Below are 18,601 nucleotides of genomic sequence, written 5' to 3'. Positions count from 1 at the left end.
GGGGGCCATGGGTGCGGGCCTGATCGGCGATCTGCTTGTCGACCAGGGGAGTGCGCACATACCCAGGGTTGACGCAGTTGCTCGTCACCCCGTGCCTGCCACCTTCCAGCGCCGTCACCTTCGAGATGCCCTCGAGGGCGTGCTTTGCGGCGACGTAGGCGACCTTGTACTCCGAGGCGCGCAGCCCGTGCACCGAGGAAATATTGACGATCCGGCCGAACCTCTGCTCGTACATGTGCGGGAGCGCGGCCCGGATCAGCAGGAACGGTGCCTCGGCCATCAGCGTCATCAGGGTGCGGAACCGCTCGGGCGCGAACTCGGGGATCGGGTCGATGCTCTGGATGCCGGCATTGTTCACCAGGATCTCGACCTCGAGGGTCAGCTGCTCGAGTTCGCCCACGTCGAGCAGATCCACACCCCAGGCGCTGCCGCCGATCTCCTCGGCCAGCGCCTTCGCGCCGACTTCGTCGATATCGGCGACGGTGACGTGGGCCCCGCGATCGGCGAGCGCCCGCGCGCAGGCCGCGCCGATGCCGCTCGCCCCGCCGGTTACCAATGCGCGCCGTCCCTCGAGCTCGCTCATCGTGTCACCACGGGACCCGCATCCGCGCTGATGCTCATTTCGCCGTCACCGTGGCCGGCGCGGGCGCGGCCACCGTCTTCGCGGACTGCTCGGCTTCGTTCGCCAGGTTCGCCGCATCGGCCGAGTCGATCTCGGCCAGATCCAGCCCGCTGGTCTCCCGGGCCACGATCACCGCGACGGCGGTCAGGGCGCACGCCCCGGCCAGGTACCAGGCGATCGGCACCGAGGAGTCGAAGGTGTCCAGCAGCCGCACCGCGATGATCGGGGCCAGCGAGCCCGCGACGATCGAGGTCACCTGATAGCCGAGCGAGACACCGGAGTAGCGCATCCGGGTCGGGAACATCTCCGCCATGATCGCCGGCTGCGCGGCGTACATCAGCGCGTGGAACAGCAGGCCGATGATGATCGCGGCCAGGATGACCGCGTTGTGGCCGCTGTCCATCATCGGGAAGGCGAAGAAGCCCCAGGTGCCCGCGGTGATGGCGCCGACCAGATACACCGGACGCCGACCGAACCGGTCGCTGAGGTTGCCGACCATCGGGATGGCGAAGAAGTGGATCGCGTGGGCGATCAGCAGCCACCACAGGATGGTGTCGGTGTCCAGCTCGACCTGCACCTTCAGATACGTGATGGTGAACGTGACGACCAGGTAGTACATGATGTTCTCGCCGAAGCGCAGGCCCATCGCGGTGAAAACCCCACGCGGGTAACGCTTCAGCACCTCCACCACGCTGAACGAGGTGGCGCGTGCCTTCTCCGCCTCCTGCTGCGCCGCCACGAAGATCGGCGCGTCGGTGACCTTGGTGCGCACGTAGTAGCCGATCAGCACCACCACCGCCGAGAGCCAGAACGCGACTCGCCAACCCCAGCTCAGGAACGCCGCATCCGACAGCGTGGTGGTCAGCGCGAGCAGCACCACGGTAGCGAGCAGATTGCCCGCGGGCACACCGGCCTGCGGCCAGCTCGCCCAGAACCCACGACTGCGATTGGGGCTGTGCTCGGCCACCAGCAGCACCGCGCCACCCCATTCGCCGCCGACGGCGAAGCCCTGGATGAAGCGCAGGATCACCAGCAGCGTCGGCGCCAGATAGCCGACCTGGCCGAAAGTGGGCAGACAGCCCATCAGGAACGTCGCCGCGCCCACCAGCAACAAGCTGAACTGGAGCAGCTTTTTGCGTCCGTACTTGTCACCGAAGTGCCCGAAGACGACGCCACCGAGCGGGCGGGCCGCGAAGCCCACCGCGTAGGTGACGAACGCGGCCAGGATCGCGTCCAGGTCGCTGGTGGTGTCGGCGAAGAACACCTTGCTGAACACCAGCGTCGCGGCGGTGCCGTACAGGAAGAACTCGTACCACTCGACCACCGTGCCCGCCATCGACGCGGCGACCACTCTTCGTAGTCCGGTCGGTACTCCCTTGTCGTCGGTCTTCGCCGCGTCGTGCACGCTCATCGTCGAAACTCCCTCATCATCGCGACCACATCACTGATCGAATGTGATGGCCGCCACAGGCCATGACGACGAGTATCAGTGCACACCGATGTCGACGGCAATGACCAGATGCGCAGGGCATATCTGCAAAAATGCAGAAGTGAACGCGTCCGCTCCGGGTCCGGCCCGACGTCCGAGCGCCGATGATCTGCTGGTTCTGCTGGCCGTCGGGCGCTCGGGCCGCTACGTCACCGCGGCCGATGAGCTCGGCATCAACCACACCACCATCGCCCGCCGCATCGCCGCGCTGGAGCAGAGCCTCGGTGGGCGGGTGCTGACCCGGTCGGCCGGCGGTTGGGAGCTCACCGAGCTCGGCCGCATGGCGCTGGTCGCGGCGGAGACCATCGAGACCGCCGTCAAGTTCATGGCGGGCCCGCGGCACAAGCGGGAGCTGGAGGGCGTGGTCCGGCTGTCGGCGACCGATGGGTTCAGCGCTTACCTCGCCGCCCCCGCCGCGGCGCGCGTGCGGCGCGACCATCCGCGGGTCGCCGTCGAGATCGTGGCAACCACGCGCCGGGCGTCCCAGCAGCGGTCCGGGCTGGATATCGAAGTGGTGGTGGGTAAACCACAGGTGCAGCGTGCCAAGGCGATTCGGCTGGGCGACTACTGCCTCGGCCTCTACGGTTCCCGCGACTATCTGGCCGAGTTCGGCACGCCCGCATCCATTGCCGACCTGAGCAGCCACCCGCTGGTGTACTTCATCGACTCGATGCTCCAGGTGGACGATCTGGATCTGGCCTCGAGCTTCGTGCCCACCAGGCCCGAGTCGGTGACCTCCACCAACGTCTTCGTCCACGTCGAGGCCACCCGCGCCGCCGCGGGCCTCGGCCTACTGCCCTGCTTCATGGCCGACCGCCACGACGACCTGGTCCGCGTCCTACCCGAGGCCGTCGCCATCCGGCTGTCCTACTGGTTGGTGTCGCGCCCGGAGACCCTGCGCCGCCCGGAGGTGGCCGCGGTCGTCGACGCCCTGGTACAGCTGGTCGCCGAACAGCAGCCGGCGTTGCTCGGCAAACACTGATTCCTGCGGGTGCCCACCGACTACGGCAGATGCCCACGCCGATACCACTCGACGACAGATCTCGCCGCCTGCGCGCGATCGGTTCCGGCCACGACCGCCGTGTACCAGGTGGCGAGGCCGTGCAGCCCGTTGACCGAGCATTCGTAGCCGATCCGGTGCGCCAGCCCCCGCACCCAGCGCAGTGCCCGGGTCCGCTCGTCCGCGGACGTCTGCCCGATGTCGCACACGATGAGCAGTCGGCGCGCGGCGATCGCGAGCGCGGATGTTGTTGCCATTCCACATAGTTGGCGTTCGACCGAGCGCTCCCGGCGGATGCGGTCGAACGTTCGGACGACGCCCCGGCCGCTCGTGCGGTCGCAGAACAGGAACTCGATCATCGTCCGGTCCACGATGACGATGGTGGCGGGGGTCGTTGGCGCGCAGGGCGTGCTCGCATCGCTGGGCTTGCTAGGTCTGCTCGCATCGCTTGGCGCGCTAGGCCTGCTCACCTTGCCCGGCGTGGACGGGTCCGCACCGTCGCGCTGCCCGTCCACGTGCGGCATCCGGGACATTCGCCGCGAAATATGCGGTGCACCACCGTAACTCGAAACCACGCCCTGCCGGCGGAACTCCGCGGCAACCGAGTCGAGCAGGCGGCCCGGTCGTCCGATGACGACCGGCGACCGAGCCGCCCTCGCCGGCGAGCACCGTTGCCCCAGTGCCGACGTCACGCCGCTACGGTTCAGCTTCGTCGCGATCACGGCTACCGTCCTCCTCGCCGCGGATGTGCGGCCCTCGGGCGTCGAACATCTCCTCGATGCGGGCCTTGATCTCGGCGGTGCTGAAGCTCGACCCGCGGTCGGTCCTTCGGTCCGCGATTCCGGAGGTAGTCATGCTTTCTCCTGAAATAGTTCTGACCGGCCGAGCCCGCGAGTTCGAATTTTTCGCGCAGCAGAAAACCAGGCCGTGAATGGGGATAGAAAAACCGACGGTCCGAAAAATGCAAGGTGTGTCGGGACGGTGCCGGATCGAAAAGATCCGTAACGGTGGCAGCGGGTGCCTCAATGGTGAAAATTGGCTCAGCCCTTGCGCTTCCGCACGATCACCGAGGCGTCTGCCGCCCGCTCGCGCTTCGCCGCCCGGCGCTCCTTGATCGTGGTCGCGGATTTCTTCAACGACTTGCCACGAGATTTGTCAGCCATTGTCGCTCCTACTTTCGAAGTTCCAACTGACCTCGACCATACGTCAGAAAAAATAAAAGCCAGTCCGTTCGAAAGCCCCCGCGAAACCGGGCAGGTCCGCCACGCGCGACGCCTCCGCTCCGGCTTCGCGCACGAACCGGAGGCGGTTCCCACCGGCCGCGAGTGAGCGAGAGGTGTACTCGGCACACGGCCGGCTCAGGTACCACTCGGCACGTCGGTTGGTCTGCTCGGTGACCGAATCGGCCTAAGGTGGGCGGATGGCGACATTGTCGGATCCGAAGGTGCGCGATTTTCTGACCGAAGGCACGCGGACGGCCAAGGTGGCGTTCACGGCCGGGGACGGGCGGCCGGTGGTCGTCCCCGTGTGGTTCATCGTCGAGGGCGAGGAACTGGTGTTCAACACGGGCAAAACCTCGGCCAAGGGGAAGGCGCTGGTTCGCGATAACCGGATCGCGCTGTGCGTGGATCTCGAGCAGCGGCCGTACGCGTTCGTGCAGGTTCAAGGCACGGTGACGTTGTCGGAGAACCTGGACGAGCTGGTGCGCACCGCCACCGCGATCGGCGCCCGCTACATGGGCGCCGACCGCGCCGAGGAGTTCGGAAAGCGCAATGGCGTGCCAGGCGAGCTGGTCGTGCGGGTGCGGCCGCACAAGGTCGTCGCGGCCTTCGGTATGACCGGCTGAATAGACTCACCCGCATGACCGTGCACTTCATCGGCGCCGGGCCCGGCGCCGCGGACCTGCTGACCGTCCGCGCGGTCGAACTGCTGCGCAACTCCCCGGTCTGCCTGTACGCGGGCACCTACCTCGACCCCGATGTGCTCGCCCACTGCGCCCCCGGCACCGAGCTGATCGACACCCAGCACCTGGATATCGACCAGATCATCGCCCACCTGGTGCGCGCGCACGAGTCCGGTCGCGACGTCGCCCGCCTCTGCTCCGGTGATCCGTCGATCTATTCGGCCCTCACCGAACAAACCCGTCGCCTCGACGCCAACGGCATCCCCTGGGACGTCACCCCCGGCGTCCCCGCCTACGCCGCCGCGGCCGCCATCCTCGGCACCGAACTCACCGTCCCCGAGGTCGTGCAATCGGTTGTCCTGACCCGCACCCAGGCCCGCTCCACCGCGATGCCCGAATCCGAGGCCCTCGCCGAATTCGCCCGCACCGGAGCCACTCTCGTCCTGCACCTGGCCATTACCCGAATCCGGACGTTGGCCGCCGAGCTCGCGGAATTCCATGGCGCCGATTGCCCCGCGGCAGTCGTCTACCGCGCCAGCCAACCCGAACAAATGGTCCTTCGCGGCACACTCGCTGATATCGCCGACCAAGTAGAAGCCGCAGGGTTGCGCCAGGCCGCCGTCATCCTCGTCGGGCGAGCCCTGCAATCCGGGATTTCGTGTGTGGGCTCCCATTTGTACGACCCGGGGCGGGAGCGGGGTGTAGGTGCGTCCGGGTCGCCCCGGCAGTAGCGCGCTGATCCGTTATCACCGCAGGTAGATGGCGTCTGTGAGCTGTGTCTTGCCTGCTGTCGCGCCCCATATAGGCGCGATTTGCCAACTGGTCGTCTGCTAAGGTCGGTGGGTCCTGAGCCGTCACAGGTCGAAAGGGTGGGGATGGCGCGCCGAATCATGATGATGTTGCTTGCGGGTGCTGTTGTGCCCGGGGTGGTTGCGTGTGGCGGGAGTACGGAGGGGTCGCCGACGGCGGAGGGGAGTGCGACGAGTGCTGCGCCGGTCGCGCTGTTCGACCCTTGCACTGGGATCTCGGACGACGCTCTGAGCGCAGCAGGTGTCAACCCAGATGTGGTCGAGCGGGGTGCCGCCGGCGTTGATCAGGATGGCTGGGAAATCTGCACATGGCAGGGTAAGCAGCATTCGGTGACGGTGTTCTCGACAGGACTGACTGTCCAGGATTTCGAGCAGAAGCCGGGTAACGTCGATTTCCAAGACGTGAGGGTTGCGGGACGTCAAGGGCGGCAGTTCAGGGTCAACGGCGCGTCGAAAGATCTACTCTGCGATGTGGTGTTCCCTGCCGCGCAAGGGGTCGTCCAGTTGAGGGTCATGAGCAACGTACTTCTCGACGATCCGGCCGATCCATGCGTAACAATCCAGAGTGTTGGGGAATCGATAGTTCCCCTACTTCCGAACTGAGCCGGGGGGCACGCAATGAGCCAAGACGTAGCGCTATGGGACCGGCTTGCGGCCAGCGCTCGCGCCGGCGAGCTATACCTCGATGATGAGCAGGCCGCGCTGAGTTGTGCGAAAGCCTGCGACCAGCATCTCGAGGATCTGAAGGGCATCCTCCAGTCGACGGCCACCGTTCAGAACGTCACCGGCTTCGGCAATTTCAAGATGGCGGATGACCTCGTCAAGCAGTTCCTGGCCCAAGCAACCGGAGAGGATCGCTCGATCGACGCGGTGATCCTCGAGCACATCGAAGTCGTCAAAGACATGCGCGAAGTCTTCGCGCTCTCCTTCAAACGCATCACTGGCCAGGAGGTCGAGAACACCGCCACCATCACCGCTGCCGGGCAGGTGCCCTGATGGTGTACATCGACCCATCGAGAATGGGCATCCTCGGCTGGGATTTCGGCGATATGGCGTCGAATATGGGCATCGCGATCACGAATTTCATCGCCGGCGAGGACCTGAAGCCGGAGGTGAACGCCGCCGACGTGCAGAACAAGTACAACACGCAGCGGGACGGGGTGCGGACCAAGGCGGGGGAGATCGGGTTTCAGGGTGAGTTCCGGCCGCAGAAGGTCTTGGACGAGGACGAGTTCGAGGCCGACGATGTCGCGACGCTGCGGGCCAAGGTCGACCAGATCAACATCAAGGCGGTCAGCGATCTCGTCTCGGCCTGGAACACCATCGGCGATCGCGCCAAGACCACGCTCGACACCTTCAACGCCGCGATGCAACGCGCCACCGATGAGAGCATCTGGAAGGGTGCGTCTCGCGACGCCGCGTTGGCGGGTGTGCGCGACTACGTCACCAAATCGGCGCAGCTCATCAATTCGGCCAAGCTGACCTCCAGCAAGCTCGCCGAACTCCAGACCGGTCTCGAACCGACCCTGGCTCTTGTTCCGCACGCGCCCGAGCACCGCAGCGGCGTCGACAACCTGCGTTCCACGATCGCGGGCCGCGGCTGGCGCAATGACGATGTCGCCGAATACAACGCGAAGGTCGAGGCCGTCCGCGTTCTCACCACCGTGTACGCCCCGGTGATCCGGGAATCCGACACCGGTGTCCCGTACATTCCGCGCCCGCACAACCCGCTGTCGAACGACGACGGGAACGGCGACGGCAACGGAAATGGCGACGGCAACGGCAACGGCAGCGGAAACGGCTCCGGCGGCGGAACCGGGAACGGCGGCGGCACGTCGGTAGAGCCGGAGCAGCCAACGGAAACCGGTGGCGAGGACACCGGCACCGAGGAGCAGGACCCGTCGACCACGGCCGCGAGCACCGACACCGGCACCACCACACCGCAGTCCACGACCCCCGCGAGCACCTCCACGTCGCCCGCGTCGACCTCGACATCCGGCCTGCCCGGTGCGGCGACGACCGGTTTCCCCGGTCGCGGAGGCGGTGCTGGGGACGGGGTTCGGGTTCGGGCGGCTCGGGCGGTTCCGCGCCCGGCCTCGGTCGATCCTTGCCCGGCGGCCAGGGCGCGGGAGGCACCGCGGCCAACCCCGCTGCGGCTCGCACCGGTGCGGCTGCCGGCGGGCTCGGCAGGTCGGGTATGCCGGGAATGATGTCGCCGGGCGCGCGTGGCGGTAATGCTTCCGAGGAAGAGACGAAGAAGGGCGTGCCGGACTACCTGATCAATCAGGAGAACGGCAACGAACTCACCGGTCTCGATTCCATGGCCAAAACGGTGCCGCCGGTCATCGGCGAGTAGGACGAGATCCGCGTGAGTACTGTGCGGCGGTGGCGTTTCACCGCGCTCGAATTCCGGACGCTGTGGGACGCCACCGGCCGCGATGTGCTGCCCTATCCGTTGCAGCATCAATTCACCACCGAGTTCCGTTCGGAAACACGGCGTTTGCGTCAAGCTGCGGCGAAAACTTTGCAACCGCAACTCGACGACGACCTGTTGCGCGCGGTCCATGTCCTGTTCGCGCCGGAGGCCCGAGTGGAACTCGCGGGATTCACCGGAACCCGCCGCGACCGGAAACTGCGCGCCCATGCCGGCGTCCATCATGAACACGGTGCGATCGCGGTGCAGAAGCCCGGGCCGGACAATGATCACGGCGGCGACGTCATTCTGTCCTTCGTGCCCGATACCGCCGTCGCACGCGAAATCGTGGCGGTCCTGCCGGAATGCGGTCCAGGCCGAGGCGAGCAATTGCGTATCGCCGCCGAGGATCTGGAGAAGCCCGCCGCCGCGGTTCGCGATTCGTGGCAGACGACTCCCCGTCAGGAACTCCAGCGCTTCTTCGCCCGCCCGACCACCTGCATCGCGCATATCGGCGTCTACGCCCTCAGTAGCCCCGACAACCGGCACATCCAGGGCCGCAAAGATTTCCAGCTCACCGATGTCGAGGGCGACGGCCGGTACGTAACGGTGGGCGACAACGTCATCGTCACCAAACCGACAACGAGCGACCGCGTCGCCACCACCTTGCAGGACATGATTTCCCGGACCGTGACGGCGGTGCGCGACGGGGTCTACCTGCCTCGCTGAGTTCGCTGCATGATCCGGTGCCGCTGGGTGACGAGGTCGCGCGCGCAGGCGACCGAAGGCTATCTGCCTCGCCCCCGCCGCGAGTCCGGTGTGATGCGGCCCGCCGCAACCAATGTCGCGAAGGCCGCACGCTTGCGGGCGCAGTCGTGTTCGCGGTGATGCTGCATGGCCCGGTGCGCGTCGTCGAGCGACAGCGGCACCAGCGGCAGTCCGCAGGTCCACGCCGTCGGATCGAAGGCCGGCACCGACGGCCGTCGTGGGTGCGCCCGCCGCCGCACCGGCGGCTCCGGCCGATCGACCGGCCACAGGCAGCCCACGATGAGCACCGCCACCCCGCACCCCGCAAGCGCCGACACCACGCTGGTCAACACATGCCAAGATTCCATCGCGTTCACCTCGGATCGCCCGGCTGCTCGCCCAACTGCCGTAACAGGCCCTCGCGCACCGCACGCAAGATCGCTACTTCTCGCGTGCGGTCCTCGTCGGAGATTTGCCGCGGCCGTGGTACGTCGCCCATCGCACGACACTGTCGAAACGCTGTGGTCGTCATGAGTGCCTTCCGGTTCGGGCACGCGGCGCCGGGGGCTTTCGCCACCGACCGGCAGCCTTGCGGGTCGGTGTGCCGAGGTGGGTGTCGGCATCGGCCCGGCGCCGGGTGCGGACTAAGCCTCGCGGTGCGGCCAGGGTTGAGGCGACGCCGAAAAGCGCGCAGCAAGGATGTGCGGAATCTGCCGTTGACACCCCTGACGTGCGGTTTCCGGACTACAGTGCGCTGACCACACATCGCAGGGGGCCTGGATGGATGACGAAAAGCTCACGGCCGCATGGGAAATGCCAGTGTTTCGCAGCCTGCTCGCCGCCGGTGAACCTGGTCGCGCGCTGGCCCTCGTGCGTCGGCAGATGGGGCTTTCACAGGCCGAATTCGGGCGGCTACTGCACTGGGACCGCACCCACACCGGTCGCGTCGAGCGCGGAGAGGTCGGCACGATCTACGACCTCCGCGAACTGTGCCGCGCCGCCGACGCCTTGGGCATCCCACGCAAGGCCCTCACCCCACTCTTGCTCGGAACCACCGATCCGGGGACCATCGGAAGCGGGGACGAAGGAGCCGAGGACGTGAACCGCAGACAATTCGGCCTGGCCACGACGGTCGCACTCACCGCAACCGCCGGTGCTACCTCCGGCCCGATCAAGGTCGGCACCCCGCACATCACCTACCTCCAAGACCTCACCCGCCGACTGTGGGAGCACGACAACCGCTTCGGCGGAGGAGCAATCGCGCGATACGCGCTCGAGCAGTACCGGGTGGCGCGGAGGTTGCTCGATTACGGGGAGTACGGGCCGCGTATCGGTGAGGAATTGATCGCCGCCACCGGCTGGCTGTCGAGCTGCGTCGGCTGGCTCGCCTATGACGCGAACGAGCCCGCAATCTCGCGCCGCTGCTACGCCGACGCCGTGATGCTGGCCGAGCAAAGCGCCGACGACGATCTGATGGCCGGTGCGCTGGGCGGCCTCAGCATCACATTGACGGACCATCCGACAAAAAGCCGTGAACCGGTCCGGGTGACCCAACGAACCAGTGAGCTGGCCAGGCACGTCCCTTCCGCGCGTCTCAACGCTCTACGAACCGCAAGGTTGGCCACCGCCTACGCCGCCGTCGGCGACCGCCGCGAGTTCGAGCGCGCAACGAACTCGGTATGGCGTGAAGTAGATCGCGGTCTGGACGATGCCAACGATCCGGTCTGGCTCGCCTTCGTCACCGAGCCCGAACTGCGTGTCCTAGAAGCCAAAGGCCACCAGATGCTCGGCCAACACCACCAAGCCGCCACCCTCTTCCACAAAAGCCTCACCCGCCCCCACAACCTCCCCCGCGACGAAGCCTCCTACCGCACCTACTACGCCGCCTCCCTAACCGCCCTCGGCGACACCACCGAAGCCCTCACCGCCGCCCACTCCGCCCTGGACCTCCTCTCCGGCCCAGTCCAATCCCCGCGCCTCCTCACCGAACTCCACCCCCTCCGAACCGCAACCCACCACTCCCACTCCGACCCCGCCGCCTCATTCCGCCACCGCTACGACCGTTTGGTCAGCTCCCGGCCCTGACCCGCACCTGCCCGAGCTGCGCAGACCTCACCGAACCGCCCCTGGACTGGGCAAAACCGGGCATTCGCACCCCAGCGGAGTGCAGCTGATCAATCGGATCCGCAGTGCCAGACGCGTTGGCAGATCGTGGTCCAGCGAGCAGTGTGCAAATCGACGAATCTCGCTGAGCGGCAACAGGGTTCGGCTAGAATGGACGGGGTGTCAGAGTTCATCATGGTCGCCACGTTCATCCTCGGATGCGCTGGATTCGTGTGGCAAATCCGGATTTTCGCACATCAGGCCCAGGAGTCACGGGCGGCGCTGGTCCGTGCCACCCAAGAGGCGATCGAGGAGAATCAACGCCAATGCCGCCGGCATACGCTGGAGTTCATCGGGAATACGATTGCGCGCCAATACGACCTGTACTCGAAGGTTCACGCCGATGATGGATTCCTGGAAAGAGCGATGGTCCCCAACAGTGAGGAGTATATGGGGCTGCGCTCTTACCTTGGGTACCTGGAGAACATTGCCGCGGGCGTCAACATGGGAATCTTCGACGAGAAGGTGGTCGACCACACGGCCGGTGCGCGTCTGATCAAGGCATGGGATCAGTACAGCGAGTGGGTCGAAGCGGTCCGGAAAACGCAAGGAAACAGGCGGATGTACGAGGAACTGGAGATCCTGGTGCGTCGGCTTCCTCCACTGAATCCGCCGGACTCGGAGGAAGATACAGTGGACACCGTCATCTCGGTTCCTAGCGGCGGCGCCGCACATAGCGCCTTGTCAAGCAATGGCTGAGTTCCGCGGATCCGGCGCGGCTGCCCATCCGATCGTCGGCGATGGCCTGGGCTTGAAAGATGTCGACTGGTCCGACGCCTGGGCGCGGCGCCGGGACAGTGCTTCGGGGAAGCAGCGGGATCGCGACTCCCTCCACCTTCGGGACAATACCGCGTCCCGCAGCTGGTAGATATCGAGCGCAGCGGTTGCCGCCCCGATCGGTGTCACTGCCGAATTACCGGTGATATCGGGTAGTTCGACGGGTTCCCAAGTTCCGCTCGGGCCGGAGTATTCTGTGCGACCGCTGTGCCGACGTAGGACGATGTCGGGGCGATCCGAGGCGCTGCGCCCAGGCGAAGTGCTCGATTGGATGGACATGTACTGTTTCTTCGCCGGTCAAAGTGTGGACCAGTAGCTGAATGAGGGTGCCTGACCGGAATCCTGCCTCGCGAACTCGTCCTCCCACATCTTGAAGGTTCGTTTGTAGAGGGTGATGATCAGCGCACGCTCCTCGGAGGTGAGTTTGCGTTGTTCCTCACGCCGCTGAGCAAAAATCGCGCCGATCGTGTCGTACAGAGAGAATATCGGACCTTCGCCACGCAGATAGTCTCTTCGTGCTTCCTCGGTTGCTCGTATGAAATCGTCCTCGGAACGCAGAACCGATATGTTGCTTTCGGTTCGCGCGCCTAGAATCGATTCGACAATTTCGAACGATGCTTCCTCGAATCGGCCGGTCCGGTTGTTGAGCACGATCCCGACGTCGCGTCCGTCGGGGTTTTTTTCGAGCCTGACCGATCGGGCGAAATACCGGTAGTAGCGCTTTAACAATGGACGGTATGGTGTCGACATCAGTTCTGCGTGTCGAAGTCCGCCCAAAAAAGGTCTTCATCGGATGCTGCTCGCCTGGTCACAAATGCCACGGGGAGGTCAAGTTTTTGCAGACTGCGGAAAGTATGCGGATTGATTCTAATTTGATGGATTCCGGTGACATGTCCTATCACCAACAACTCGATGCAGTATCCATCACTGCGTAGAGACTCGAGTTGATCGTGAATGGTAAGGATGAAGCCGCTGAGCGCTTCGATCTGTGCGTCGGTGCTGGTTCCCGTGCCTTCGTTGGAAGCGAGCGACCAGAGGCCGGCGCCGTTCTTGAATGTTCTTGATTTGTCCGGCGCAAGTGCAACTGTCGGCTCCAGCCCAAGTCGACGGGAGACCTCGGGTGGGTCGAGATCATCTCTCGAGACAATGAGAAGTGTATTTGTGGACATCCACTCTGTGGACATAGCTAAGTCTTGACCTTCCGGAAGCTAGCGCTCGTTGGCATTGGGTACGAAGACGATCGGTATCGACAGGTCTGCAAGGCTCGCGATCTCTTTTGGCGAGAGACGCAGCGTAGATCCATCCTGGACATGCCCATATATGGAGAGCTGGGCGGACACGCCAAACGAGATCAGTTGCTTGATCTTGGGAAGGTGGTCATGGATGGCCGACACTGCCATGGCGACGGGATTGTCGTGGGGGGCTTGGCCGCGGAAGTCGAGTGACCAGATTCCATCGGCGGACATGATGGCGGTGCCTGGGCGCGCGGACCTGGTTGGTGTCAGCCCGAGCAGGTCTGAGACGCTGTCCGGATCGAGATCGATGTGCGACAACGTGAGTGAGACCTCGATCGAATTCCACTGCTGCTCTATGTAGTGGAACAGCTCGCCACCCGTCAGGTGCCTCCTGTGCAGTGACCGCATCGGGATATCATTCGGGCTCGGGCGTATAACGTTGCCTGAGGTTAGTGCAGCCGGTGTCGCACCGAGCGGTGAGCACACCCAGTCGGGGAAGATCTGTGACTCTCAGAACAAGATTGCACACGGTGCAGGTTTTGGTTATGGCGCGATTCTTGCGGTGCTGGTGAATGGCGAGCAAGACGGGCGGCAGCTCCGGGTGCTCCTGTTGTATCTTCGGTGGCGCGGGCGGATAGTCTGGGTAGATGGTCAATTTAGTAGCTCCCCGTCTCTCGCATATGTGCAATCTCCCTTAGTATTTCATCGACTTCTTCGTCCGAAGTTGCCCACTGATTGCGGTTCGCGAGGATTATCTCGGGGACTTCGATCTCGTTCGCTACTACTCGTTTTATGATCCAGCAAGGGAGCTTCTGTCGATCGCGGTCAGAGCGCCGAGTAAATTGGGATCGAAATACTCCGAGTCGCTCAACTCGACTAGTGCATGAAGCTCGTTCTCACGTAGACATTTATCCCTTTCGTTTGCGGCCATATTCGCGAGCGCAATCGAAATCGCGTGCACTTCCTGAACATCGAAGGCTCGGACGAGATCGGTCACGACGCCACATGCGTTGTCTATCGTGTCTGAATCGCCGGATCTCAGGTGCTGGATGATCTCGGCCAGCCTCTTATTGCCTACTGCCAAGCTCAGCTCCGGTTCAGGATGTCGATGACCAGCATGCGTCCGCCGAGCAGGCGGAGGGCGGCGAGGCGGGAGTTGGCGCGGCCGAGGTTGTGGGTTCGGCAGCCGCGTTCGTAGTAGAAGACGTCCCACCAGCCGTCCTCGGCTTCGATTATGCACCAGGCTTGTTCGCGCAATCTGCCTTCCGACACCAGCGAACTCGGGGTGGCGACTTTGGAGAAACGCGCCAGCTGGCTGGTCGGGTCCTGGGGGAGGAGTCCACTTCCGGTCACGACGAGATCTCCTCGATGAATTTGGAGCCCACCAGGTCGACGACGGGCATGACGGTGAAGTACTGGGTTCCGCCGCCTCGCTGCCCGAACCAGGGTGCGACCGGGCCCGCCCACACCGGCATTTCGCTGATCACCCGCCAGCGGCGATAACCCGAGTGCGCATAGTCGATCGGCAGCGAGCGTTCGACGAATGGTGTGCCCATGTCGTACATGAGGCGCGTGTAGGTCGAGCCGAATGAGTCCAGAATCCGGCCCGGTGCGATACGTATCGGCGCGCGGCCGGTCGGGTCGGCAAAACCATCCGGATGTTGTTTCGGATCCGGCCAGATCAGTCGGCGTTCGCCCATTGGGAGGGTTCGATCCTCCTGCACAACAAAGCGTTCAACCCAAGCGTCTTCGGTGAGTTCGCCGAACACACCGCCGGCATCGTCATGCAGCAACGCCTGCACCGCCGGGTGCGAAATCGGCGCCCCGCCGAGCGCACCCGCGGTCCCTCGACCAGGAGCCAGCGGCTGCGACCCGTCGAGCCCGCCACCGATCATGCCGAGCATCCCCCAGCAGGCAGCATCCTGCCGGGTATACACACAACGGTCGTGCCGCCCGCCGCGCTCGTACCAAAAGACCTCGAAGGTGCCCTCGTCCTTCCCGGGCACAAGGCAATAATGATCGTCGGCCAGTCGCCCGATCGAATAAATCGAATCCGGTACCTTCAGCCCGTGCAGGATCATCCCGAGCTCGTTGTAATCCACGTCCTGCCCTCTCCTCAGCTCGGTCGACTCAGCCCAGCAAATTCTCGAACTCGCGCTCCGCAGCCCGCAACGCCTCTCGGTCGAGAACCGCAGGAGCAAAGTCCCTTTCCCGAGCATGAGCAATGAACTCGGCCGGCACCTCCACCCCGTACTGCCGGACAAGGTAACCCCAGTACGAGGGCCACGCCCACGCACCATCGGTCGAGTACCCGATCGAGACCACTCGCTTCTCGGCCGGGTCCAAGGGGTCGTCGATCGACGCGGTGACCCACAGGGCACTGGACTCGTTCAAGTAGGTGGCCAGGGCCGCACGAAGCCCTTCGTCCAGCCTGCCCAGCCGCTCTCGCACGGACACTTGCTCGAACGGGGGCTCATCGTCCGCGTCGTCGAGCTGGGCAACGACCTCGGTGAAATCGGGTAAAACTTTCATGGTTTGAAGTTCTTCCAATCAGTTGGGGTCCACGCTAAGCGTCGCCGTTCGGACCCGGGCTTCCGGGTACAAGGATCCGCACAGCTGCGCCACGGCTGTTGAGTGAAGCCGAGATGCAGCCGGAGGTTGTCGGTGAGGTGCGCCGGGCTGCTGTCGACCGACCAGTTGGCGAGATCGCCGATGCCTCGGCGAGTACCAGCCTGGATATGCGCGTCGGCCGGGTTGCTTGTGAACTCGACATCGACGAGAAGGCGGTCTCCGCCGAGGAGACGAATCCCTGTCCCGTGCACCAGCGTCTGCCACGGCTGTCAATGCCGTTTGGATGCATCGTAGACCCGATGCCTCGGTCCGGCGCTTCGCTAGTTGGTGTCGGTTCCTTGCTCACAAAGGCCATCTAGGACTCGAAAGTGCCGTTCTGGCACCATATCCCGGGTTGGCGACTGCACGCTTCTGCCCAAGCCCTCGCATGGCGGACTCCCTCCACCTTCGGGACAACGCCCCGCTCCCGCCGTTGGTAGATCTTGAGCGCAGCGTTCTCGGCCGCGATCGGTCTTGCGGCCGGATAGTCGGTGGATGCGGGTAGTTCTACGGGTTGCCAAGTACCGGTGGTGCCGAAGGATTCGGTGCGGCCACTGGGGAGGTGACGGATGATTTCGATTCGGCCCGAGGCATTGCGCCGGGCAAAGTACGAGACTTGCTCGGGCATGTGCTACTCCTTCGCCGGTCTCTTCCCGGTCAAAGTGTTGACCTATAGCTGAATGAGGGTGGCTGACCGGAATCCCGTCTCGCGAACTCATCCTCCCACATCTTGAATGTGCGTTTGTAGAGAGTTTTGATCAGCGCAAGCTCCTCGGGAGAGAGTTTTCGCTGTTCCTCGCGCCGTCGAGCAAAAATTGCGCCGATCGTATCGTACAGGGCGAATATCGGCCCCTCGCCTCGCAGATAGTCGCGACGTGCTTCCTCGGTCGCTCGTATGAAATCGTCCTCGGAACGCAAGACCGAAATATCGCTTTCAGTTCGCGCGCCCAGAATCGCCTCGACAATTTCGAATGGGGCTTCCTCGAATCGGCCGGTCCGATTGTTCAGTATGATACCGACATCGCGCCCGTCGGGAGTCTTCTCGAGTCTGACCGATCGAGCGAAGTATCTGAAGAAACGTGGTCTGGTTGTTGCCATCACAAGCCCCTTTCCAGTGCTGTCTGAAACATTTCTACAGAGCGCCTTTCAAGGCTGGCGATCAATGCTGCTTCGCCAGGGGTGAAGTCCCGGCTTTCCGACCTCGCTAGCGATTTCAAATCCCGGCGCGCTTCATATAGTGCGTGCTCATAGCTCGCGACATCGTCGATATGGCTGAGATGAAGACGAAGTTCGGCGATATGTCCATTAGGCATCCTGACCTTCATCTGGAGGTCGCGGTATCCTGATCCGACCGGCTCGGCAAAGCGATCGTCGAAATCAACAATTTGTATGCGCGAATCGTTTGCCAGGAGTTCGGCGGCGCGATATATGTCTGCAACCGTATCGAACACGATCTTGGCTCCAACGAGATCGGTCAGCCTCGATGCGTCGTTTCCGTACCCAGCTATCTTGTCCTCGGCCCGCACACGGTCCTTCGGTTCGTTCCGCCACCCTGGATCTCCTGAGGTTTCCTGAGCGACCTGGCGAACCACGTCGTTAAGGGCATCCTGCGTACTTCGCCATTCTTCGTACTGGCTATCCAGATATGCGCTCAGGTAAGCGGGATTGTTCATCTGATCACGGTCGAATCCTGGTTGCCGAAGGTCGTCGTCCTCGAAGGCTTCGGTCGCGGCAAGCAGGCCGTCCGATATCGCGCTCTGATCTGGTGTCAACGGGGTGGGTTCAGGGCCCGTGGCGGACTGGCTCTCGGCGATTATTTCCGCAGGTCCACGGTCGCGAACCTCATCGACCGCACCTTCCAGAACCGGTATGGCCTCTGGGTGATTCATCAGGGAGACGAGCGTTCTGGGCCTCGCGAGAAGCGAGTTCTCCAGATAGTCGGCTTCCTGCATGAGCCGGGCGAGCCCGGGATGTTGCGGTAGCAATCGCCGAACGGCTTCGCTGACCGGCATCTCGACACCATCGACTGTCGCCGTTGTGCCCATACTGTCGGCGTGGTCGAGAGCCTGGGCAACATGAGGTTCGGCCAGATAGCGGTCCGCATCGAGAGGCGGCACATGCTGTTGTGTGTTGATTGGGGGTTGCGCACTACCGGAGTCGTTGCTCTCGTCCGAGCCGGGTCGAATAGGTGGTTCAGTGTTGTCGTCGATGTTTCGGCTGCCGGCTAGAACTCGACGCTCCCTGTCTGGGGCCAGGTCCCGTTCTGGCGATTCCGAGCTTGCGCCCAAGCCATCGCCCGTGTGCAAGCGGGATGGGTTCCCGGACTGTCCGTGTGGTGGCGAAAGTTGTGTTTGTTGATCGTGAGTTGATGTTCTGACGGAGGCTCGGTCGGCGGCTGCGTCAGCGACTCGACTCGGATCCGGTACCGGATTTCGTCGTGAGTCTCCTGAGTCCGGTCGATGTGGACTCGCCATGTCGGCGGGTACACCTGGCGTCCCTGCACTGGGGCTCCAGTCCGGATCGCCTCGTCGTACCGCTCCCCGATCGTCTGGGGGCTGAGACTCGGGTGCACTGTTACTACCCCGGTCTGCCGGTTGACCACGTAGTTCCCCAGCCCGAGGCCCTTGCCCCTCGCCTGTTCCTCCGGTGTCAGCACTCGGCGGCACACCCAGCCGAATCGAGTCGGGTGAACTTTGAATTGGCGAGTTGTGCGTAGCGCCCGTGCCAGATACTGCTGTACTTGTTCCGGTGTTTCCAGGTGTTCCGGCACTAGATGGACCTCCGGGGCCAATAGGGATGAATTCGAGTTCGCACGATGCGGTGAGCCAAGGCG

The 18,601-nt window shown here is 64.1% G+C and carries 25 protein-coding genes; 10 read left to right on the top strand and 15 right to left on the bottom strand.

Annotation, left to right across the window (positions count from 1 at the left end; all coding sequences use genetic code 11):
• On the bottom strand, positions 1–583 hold a 583-nt coding region (locus tag RJ05_RS22340; RefSeq protein WP_036540314.1), incomplete at its 3' end, for an SDR family NAD(P)-dependent oxidoreductase.
• 34 nt (positions 584–617) lie between these two features.
• Complete coding sequence (locus RJ05_RS22335) at positions 618–2,033, bottom strand: MFS transporter (RefSeq protein ID WP_036540312.1); 1,416 nt, start codon at positions 2,031–2,033, stop codon at positions 618–620.
• A 100-nt stretch (positions 2,034–2,133) separates the two neighbouring features.
• Here RJ05_RS22335 and RJ05_RS22330 point away from each other — a divergent pair, with 100 nt between their 5' ends.
• The gene (locus tag RJ05_RS22330) at positions 2,134–3,093 is read left to right on the top strand and encodes a LysR family transcriptional regulator (protein WP_081597479.1); all 960 of its coding nucleotides are present in this window, start codon (positions 2,134–2,136) and stop codon (positions 3,091–3,093) included.
• A gap of 20 nt (positions 3,094–3,113) precedes the next feature.
• On the opposite strand, the gene RJ05_RS22325 is transcribed toward RJ05_RS22330, so the two are convergent.
• The 3 genes from RJ05_RS22325 to RJ05_RS32495 all read right to left on the bottom strand — a co-directional run bounded on the left by RJ05_RS22325 (position 3,114) and on the right by RJ05_RS32495 (position 4,274).
• Positions 3,114–3,470 carry a hypothetical protein gene (locus tag RJ05_RS22325; RefSeq protein ID WP_104360432.1) on the bottom strand — a complete coding sequence of 119 codons (357 nt, stop codon included), beginning with the start codon at positions 3,468–3,470 and terminating at the stop codon, positions 3,114–3,116.
• Between the two features lie 337 nt (positions 3,471–3,807).
• A complete protein-coding gene (locus RJ05_RS31085) occupies positions 3,808–3,966 on the bottom strand; it encodes a hypothetical protein (protein ID WP_156090845.1) in 159 nt (52 codons plus the stop codon).
• Positions 3,967–4,151: 185 nt separating this feature from the next.
• On the bottom strand, positions 4,152–4,274 hold the full coding sequence (locus tag RJ05_RS32495) for a hypothetical protein (protein WP_085996266.1): 123 nt from the start codon (positions 4,272–4,274) through the stop codon (positions 4,152–4,154).
• Positions 4,275–4,531: 257 nt separating this feature from the next.
• Between RJ05_RS32495 and RJ05_RS22320 the strand changes: the two genes are divergently transcribed.
• The 7 genes from RJ05_RS22320 (at position 4,532) to RJ05_RS22295 (ending at position 8,965) form a co-directional block, all read left to right on the top strand.
• Positions 4,532–4,957: a PPOX class F420-dependent oxidoreductase gene (locus tag RJ05_RS22320; protein ID WP_036540311.1), complete on the top strand. Its 426-nt coding sequence runs from the start codon at positions 4,532–4,534 to the stop codon at positions 4,955–4,957.
• A gap of 14 nt (positions 4,958–4,971) precedes the next feature.
• Positions 4,972–5,745 carry a precorrin-4 C(11)-methyltransferase gene (cobM, locus tag RJ05_RS22315; RefSeq protein WP_036540309.1) on the top strand — a complete coding sequence of 258 codons (774 nt, stop codon included), beginning with the start codon at positions 4,972–4,974 and terminating at the stop codon, positions 5,743–5,745.
• Positions 5,746–5,889: 144 nt separating this feature from the next.
• Positions 5,890–6,426: a DUF3558 domain-containing protein gene (locus RJ05_RS29515; protein ID WP_081597478.1), complete on the top strand. Its 537-nt coding sequence runs from the start codon at positions 5,890–5,892 to the stop codon at positions 6,424–6,426.
• A gap of 15 nt (positions 6,427–6,441) precedes the next feature.
• Positions 6,442–6,819 (top strand): hypothetical protein, encoded by a 378-nt coding sequence (locus tag RJ05_RS22305; RefSeq protein ID WP_036540307.1) that lies wholly within the window; start codon positions 6,442–6,444, stop codon positions 6,817–6,819.
• Positions 6,819–8,033 (top strand): hypothetical protein, encoded by a 1,215-nt coding sequence (locus RJ05_RS22300; RefSeq protein WP_156090844.1) that lies wholly within the window; start codon positions 6,819–6,821, stop codon positions 8,031–8,033. The genes RJ05_RS22305 and RJ05_RS22300 overlap by 1 nt, the downstream gene beginning before the upstream one ends.
• The gene (locus RJ05_RS31080; RefSeq protein WP_156090843.1) at positions 8,021–8,179 is read left to right on the top strand and encodes a hypothetical protein; all 159 of its coding nucleotides are present in this window, start codon (positions 8,021–8,023) and stop codon (positions 8,177–8,179) included. The genes RJ05_RS22300 and RJ05_RS31080 overlap by 13 nt, the downstream gene beginning before the upstream one ends.
• A 12-nt stretch (positions 8,180–8,191) precedes the next feature.
• On the top strand, positions 8,192–8,965 hold the full coding sequence (locus RJ05_RS22295; protein ID WP_036540304.1) for an ESX secretion-associated protein EspG: 774 nt from the start codon (positions 8,192–8,194) through the stop codon (positions 8,963–8,965).
• Between the two features lie 59 nt (positions 8,966–9,024).
• On the opposite strand, the gene RJ05_RS22290 is transcribed toward RJ05_RS22295, so the two are convergent.
• Positions 9,025–9,351 (bottom strand): hypothetical protein, encoded by a 327-nt coding sequence (locus tag RJ05_RS22290; protein WP_138445629.1) that lies wholly within the window; start codon positions 9,349–9,351, stop codon positions 9,025–9,027.
• A gap of 412 nt (positions 9,352–9,763) precedes the next feature.
• Between RJ05_RS22290 and RJ05_RS22285 the strand changes: the two genes are divergently transcribed.
• Positions 9,764–11,068, top strand: coding sequence for a helix-turn-helix domain-containing protein (locus RJ05_RS22285; protein ID WP_036540301.1), 1,305 nt, complete (start codon positions 9,764–9,766; stop codon positions 11,066–11,068).
• Positions 11,069–11,266: 198 nt separating this feature from the next.
• Positions 11,267–11,845, top strand: coding sequence for a DUF4760 domain-containing protein (locus RJ05_RS22280; protein ID WP_162140639.1), 579 nt, complete (start codon positions 11,267–11,269; stop codon positions 11,843–11,845).
• A 375-nt stretch (positions 11,846–12,220) separates the two neighbouring features.
• Here RJ05_RS22280 and RJ05_RS22275 read toward each other — a convergent pair whose 3' ends face one another.
• The 9 genes from RJ05_RS22275 to RJ05_RS33115 all read right to left on the bottom strand — a co-directional run bounded on the left by RJ05_RS22275 (position 12,221) and on the right by RJ05_RS33115 (position 18,538).
• Positions 12,221–12,673 (bottom strand): hypothetical protein, encoded by a 453-nt coding sequence (locus tag RJ05_RS22275; protein WP_036540298.1) that lies wholly within the window; start codon positions 12,671–12,673, stop codon positions 12,221–12,223.
• Complete coding sequence (locus RJ05_RS30205; protein WP_081597476.1) at positions 12,673–13,107, bottom strand: DUF4279 domain-containing protein; 435 nt, start codon at positions 13,105–13,107, stop codon at positions 12,673–12,675. Before RJ05_RS30205 ends, RJ05_RS22275 begins: the two co-directional genes overlap by 1 nt.
• Positions 13,108–13,131: 24 nt before the next feature.
• On the bottom strand, positions 13,132–13,566 hold the full coding sequence (locus tag RJ05_RS22270; RefSeq protein WP_036540296.1) for a DUF4279 domain-containing protein: 435 nt from the start codon (positions 13,564–13,566) through the stop codon (positions 13,132–13,134).
• A 678-nt stretch (positions 13,567–14,244) separates the two neighbouring features.
• Positions 14,245–14,511: a hypothetical protein gene (locus RJ05_RS22260; protein ID WP_036540292.1), complete on the bottom strand. Its 267-nt coding sequence runs from the start codon at positions 14,509–14,511 to the stop codon at positions 14,245–14,247.
• Positions 14,508–15,260, bottom strand: a complete 753-nt coding sequence (locus RJ05_RS22255) for a TNT domain-containing protein (protein WP_036540290.1) — start codon at positions 15,258–15,260, stop codon at positions 14,508–14,510. Before RJ05_RS22255 ends, RJ05_RS22260 begins: the two co-directional genes overlap by 4 nt.
• A 28-nt stretch (positions 15,261–15,288) precedes the next feature.
• Entirely contained in the window at positions 15,289–15,708 is a 420-nt protein-coding gene (locus RJ05_RS22250) for a hypothetical protein (protein WP_138445630.1), read from the bottom strand.
• Positions 15,709–16,425: 717 nt separating this feature from the next.
• Entirely contained in the window at positions 16,426–16,866 is a 441-nt protein-coding gene (locus RJ05_RS30200) for a hypothetical protein (RefSeq protein ID WP_081597475.1), read from the bottom strand.
• Positions 16,866–17,441 carry a RelA/SpoT-related domain-containing protein gene (locus RJ05_RS33120; protein WP_506330603.1) on the bottom strand — a complete coding sequence of 192 codons (576 nt, stop codon included), beginning with the start codon at positions 17,439–17,441 and terminating at the stop codon, positions 16,866–16,868. Before RJ05_RS33120 ends, RJ05_RS30200 begins: the two co-directional genes overlap by 1 nt.
• Before the next feature lie 551 nt (positions 17,442–17,992).
• Complete coding sequence (locus tag RJ05_RS33115) at positions 17,993–18,538, bottom strand: SUKH-4 family immunity protein (RefSeq protein WP_506330602.1); 546 nt, start codon at positions 18,536–18,538, stop codon at positions 17,993–17,995.
• Positions 18,539–18,601: the final 63 nt, after the last annotated feature.

Source organism: Nocardia cyriacigeorgica NBRC 100375, assembly GCF_000308555.1.
GTDB classification, from domain to species: domain Bacteria; phylum Actinomycetota; class Actinomycetes; order Mycobacteriales; family Mycobacteriaceae; genus Nocardia; species Nocardia cyriacigeorgica.
This window is presented reverse-complemented; position numbering and strand designations above follow the sequence as displayed.